The organism is Burkholderia sp. HAN2018 (genome assembly GCF_024704855.1).
In the GTDB taxonomy this organism is placed as follows: domain Bacteria; phylum Pseudomonadota; class Gammaproteobacteria; order Burkholderiales; family Burkholderiaceae; genus Burkholderia; species Burkholderia cepacia.
Genome location: NZ_QOBB01000388.1, coordinates 1 through 3,836, shown reverse-complemented (window position 1 = coordinate 3,836; position 3,836 = coordinate 1). Strand labels below are relative to the sequence as shown.

Sequence of the window (3,836 nt, the reverse complement as noted above, 5' to 3'; positions counted from 1 at the left end):
GACGGCGACGAAACGCGCACCGCCGATGCGTGGCCGGTCGACGCCGCGCGGTTCCCGCGTGTCGCCGGGCTGCCGGCCGCGCCGGAACCCGCGTTCGCGCCGTGCCCCGCGCAGCTCGGCCTCTATCCGGTCGTGCCGGACGCCGAATGGGTCGAGCGCGTGCTCGATTGCGGTGTGCGGACCGTGCAACTGCGCGTGAAAGGCGCGACGCCGGACACGTTGCGGCGGGAAATCGCACGCGCGGTCGCGGCCGGGCGCCGCCATCCCGATGCGCGCGTGTTCATCAACGATCACTGGCAGATCGCCGTGGAAGAGGGGGCGTACGGCGTTCATCTGGGCCAGGAAGACCTCGAAACGGCCGATCTGGCCGCGATCGCGCGCGCGGGCCTGCGGCTCGGACTTTCGAGCCACGGTTATTACGAAATGTTGCGGGCATTGCACGAGCGCCCGAGCTACCTCGCGCTCGGCCCCGTGTATGCGACCGCGACCAAGGCCGTCGCCGCGCCGCCGCAGGGCCTGGCGCGGATTGCCCGCTATGCGCGCTTCGCGGGCGCGCGGGTGCCGCTCGTCGCGATCGGCGGGGTGGGGCTCGACGCGCTGCCGGCCGTGCTGGCGACGGGTGTCGGCAGTGTCGCGGTGGTCAGTGCGGTGACGGGCGCGGCCGACTATCGGGCTGCCGTTGTTGCGTTGCAGCAATGTTTTCCCGGACAATTTGACAATCATTGACCGCAGGGCCCGGAACGGCGTCACGACATCATTCCAATGCAGGCCCTATAATTCGGCGTTCTGCGTAAAAGGACTGTCAGCTCCGTGAGCCCCACTCCTACCGAGACCCTGCTGGAACTTCGCGACGTCGACTTTGGCTACGGCGACCGCCTCGTCCTGTCCAACCTGAACCTGCGCTTCGGGCGTGGGCAGGTCGTCGCGGTCATGGGCGGGTCGGGTTGCGGCAAGACGACCGTGCTGCGCCTGATCGGCGGCCTCGTGCGCGCGCGCCGAGGCCAGGTGCTGTTCGACGGCGCCGATGTCGGCGCGCAAACGCGCGACGGCCTGTATGCGCTGCGCCGCAAGATGGGCATGCTGTTCCAGTTCGGCGCGTTGTTCACCGACATGTCGGTGTTCGAGAACGTCGCGTTCGCGCTGCGCGAGCATACCGACCTGCCCGAAGACCTGATCCGCGACCTCGTGCTGATGAAGCTCAACGCGGTCGGGCTGCGCGGCGCGCGCGACCTGATGCCGTCCGAGGTGTCGGGCGGGATGGCGCGCCGCATCGCGCTGGCACGCGCGATCGCGCTCGATCCGCAGCTCATCATGTACGACGAGCCGTTCGCCGGCCTCGATCCGATTTCGCTCGGCATCACCGCGAACCTGATCCGTACGCTGAACGAGGCGCTGGGCGCCACGTCGATCCTCGTCACGCACGACGTGCCCGAATCGTTCGCGATCGCCGACTACGTGTATTTCCTGGCCAACGGCGGCGTGCTCGCGCAGGGGACGCCCGACGAGCTGCGCGCGTCGACCGATCCGAGCGTGCGGCAGTTCATCGACGGCGCGCCGGACGGCCCGTTCAAATTTCATTACACGAGCCCGCCGCTGGCGGCGGATTTCGGGCTCGGCGGAGGGCGCGCATGATCAGCGCGATCGGACGTTACGTCATCGGCGGCCTCGAGCGCGCGGGCTACGGCACGCGGCTGTTCGTGCGCCTCGTGCTGGAATTCTTCCCGCTGCTGCGCCGGCCTCGGCTGGTCACGAAGCAGATCCATTTCCTCGGCAACTATTCGTTCGTGATCATCGCCGTGTCGGGGCTGTTCGTCGGCTTCGTGCTCGGCCTGCAGGGGTACTACACGCTGAACCGCTACGGTTCCGAGCAGGCGCTCGGCCTGCTGGTCGCGCTGTCGCTCGTGCGCGAGCTCGGGCCGGTCGTCACCGCGCTGCTGTTCGCGGGCCGCGCGGGCACGTCGCTCACGGCCGAGATCGGTCTGATGAAAGCCGGCGAGCAGCTCACCGCGCTCGAGATGATGGCGGTGGACCCGATCAAGAACGTGATCGCGCCGCGCCTGTGGGCGGGCATCATCGCGATGCCGCTCCTGGCCGCGATCTTCAACGCGGTCGGCGTGCTCGGCGGTTACTTCGTCGGTGTCGTGCTGATCGGCGTCGATCCGGGTGCGTTCTGGTCGCAGATGCAGGGCGGGGTCCAGGTCTGGGCCGACGTCGGCAACGGCGTGATCAAGAGCATCGTGTTCGGGTTCGCCGTGACCTTCATTGCACTGTTTCAAGGGTATGAAGCGAAGCCCACGCCCGAGGGCGTGTCGCGCGCGACGACCAAGACGGTCGTGTTCGCGTCGCTCGCCGTACTCGGCCTCGATTTCCTGCTGACCGCGCTGATGTTCAGCTAAGCCTCAGCCAAGCCAAATTTTGGGATGACGATGAAAAAGACTGCTCTCGACTTCTGGGTCGGCCTGTTCGTGGTGGTGGGCTTCCTTGCGGTGCTGTTCCTGGCGCTGAAGGTCGGCAACATGAGCTCGTTTTCGTTTCAGCCGACCTACTCGGTGAAGATGAAATTCGACAATATCGGCGGGCTGAAGCCGCGCGCGGCCGTGAAGAGCGCGGGCGTCGTGGTCGGCCGCGTGAAGGCGATCGGTTTCGACACGAACACGTACCAGGCGCTTGTCACGATCGATGTCGACGGCCAGTATCAGTTCCCGAAGGATTCGTCGGCGAAGATCCTGACGTCGGGCCTGCTCGGCGAGCAATATATCGGCCTCGATCCGGGCGGCGACACCGAAATGCTGAAGTCGGGCGATACGATCACGATGACGCAATCGGCGATCGTGCTCGAGAACCTGATCGGCCAGTTCCTGTACAGCAAGGCCGCCGATGCGGGCGGTGCGAAGCCGGCAGCCGGCGCGCCGGCCGCGCCTGCACCGGTGGCGGTGCCGGCGTCGGCGGTGTCCGGTTCCGCGGCCCAATAACCACACGAGAGAATAGAAGAGGGTAATGACCATGCAGACGATCCGCATCAGGCACGCCGCGCTGGCGGTAGCGGCAGTCGCCGCGTTGAGCGGCTGCGCGACCGTGCAGACGCCGACCAAGGGCGATCCGCTCGAAGGCTTCAACCGGACGATGTACAAGTTCAACGACACGGTCGATACGTATGCGCTGAAGCCGGTCGCGAAGGGCTACCAGTACGTGGTGCCGCAGCCGGTGCGCGACAGCGTGACGAACTTCTTCTCGAACATCGGCGACGTCTACATCGCGGCGAACAACATCGTGCAGCTGCGGATCGCGGACGGCGTCGGCGACATCATGCGCGTCGTGATCAATACGGTGTTCGGCGTCGGCGGCCTGTTCGACGTCGCGACGATCGCGAAGCTGCCGAAGCACACGGCCGACTTCGGGATCACGATGGGCCGCTACGGCATGCCGTCGGGCCCGTATCTGGTGCTGCCGCTGCTCGGCCCGAGCACGCTGCGCGACACGGCCGGCCTGGGTGTCGACTACGTCGGCAACCCGCTCACCTACGTGAAGCCGGATGGCCTGAGCTGGGGCCTGTTCGGCGTGAACCTCGTCAACACGCGCGCGAACCTGCTCGGCGCGGGCGACGTGCTGGATGCCGCGGCGCTCGACAAGTATTCGTTCGTGCGTAACGCGTACCTGCAGCGTCGCCAGATGCTGATCAGCAACGCGCGCGGCGAGGCGGCCGCGACGTCGAGCAACGACGCGCTGCCGAAGTACGACTTGCCGGAAGACGGCGCGGCACCGGCGGCAGCCGGTACGGCGGGTGCGGCAGCGGTGGGCGGCGCGACGGCGCCGGCAGGCGCATCGGGCGCGGCGGT

5 protein-coding genes are annotated in these 3,836 nt (G+C 67.5%); all 5 read left to right on the top strand.

Going from position 1 to position 3,836, the window contains the following annotated elements:
- On the top strand, positions 1-726 hold a 726-nt coding region (gene thiE / locus DPV74_RS39865), incomplete at its 5' end, for a thiamine phosphate synthase (protein WP_119339183.1).
- A gap of 84 nt (positions 727-810) precedes the next feature.
- Positions 811-1,632 carry an ABC transporter ATP-binding protein gene (locus tag DPV74_RS39860; RefSeq protein WP_014898316.1) on the top strand — a complete coding sequence of 274 codons (822 nt, stop codon included), beginning with the start codon at positions 811-813 and terminating at the stop codon, positions 1,630-1,632.
- Positions 1,629-2,396 (top strand): lipid asymmetry maintenance ABC transporter permease subunit MlaE, encoded by a 768-nt coding sequence (gene mlaE, locus DPV74_RS39855; protein WP_021164333.1) that lies wholly within the window; start codon positions 1,629-1,631, stop codon positions 2,394-2,396. Before DPV74_RS39860 ends, mlaE begins: the two co-directional genes overlap by 4 nt.
- Before the next feature lie 24 nt (positions 2,397-2,420).
- Positions 2,421-2,972 carry an outer membrane lipid asymmetry maintenance protein MlaD gene (gene mlaD, locus DPV74_RS39850; RefSeq protein ID WP_060082835.1) on the top strand — a complete coding sequence of 184 codons (552 nt, stop codon included), beginning with the start codon at positions 2,421-2,423 and terminating at the stop codon, positions 2,970-2,972.
- Between the two features lie 31 nt (positions 2,973-3,003).
- Positions 3,004-3,836 (top strand): VacJ family lipoprotein (locus DPV74_RS39845; RefSeq protein ID WP_162923290.1); only part of this gene is annotated, 833 nt, incomplete at its 3' end.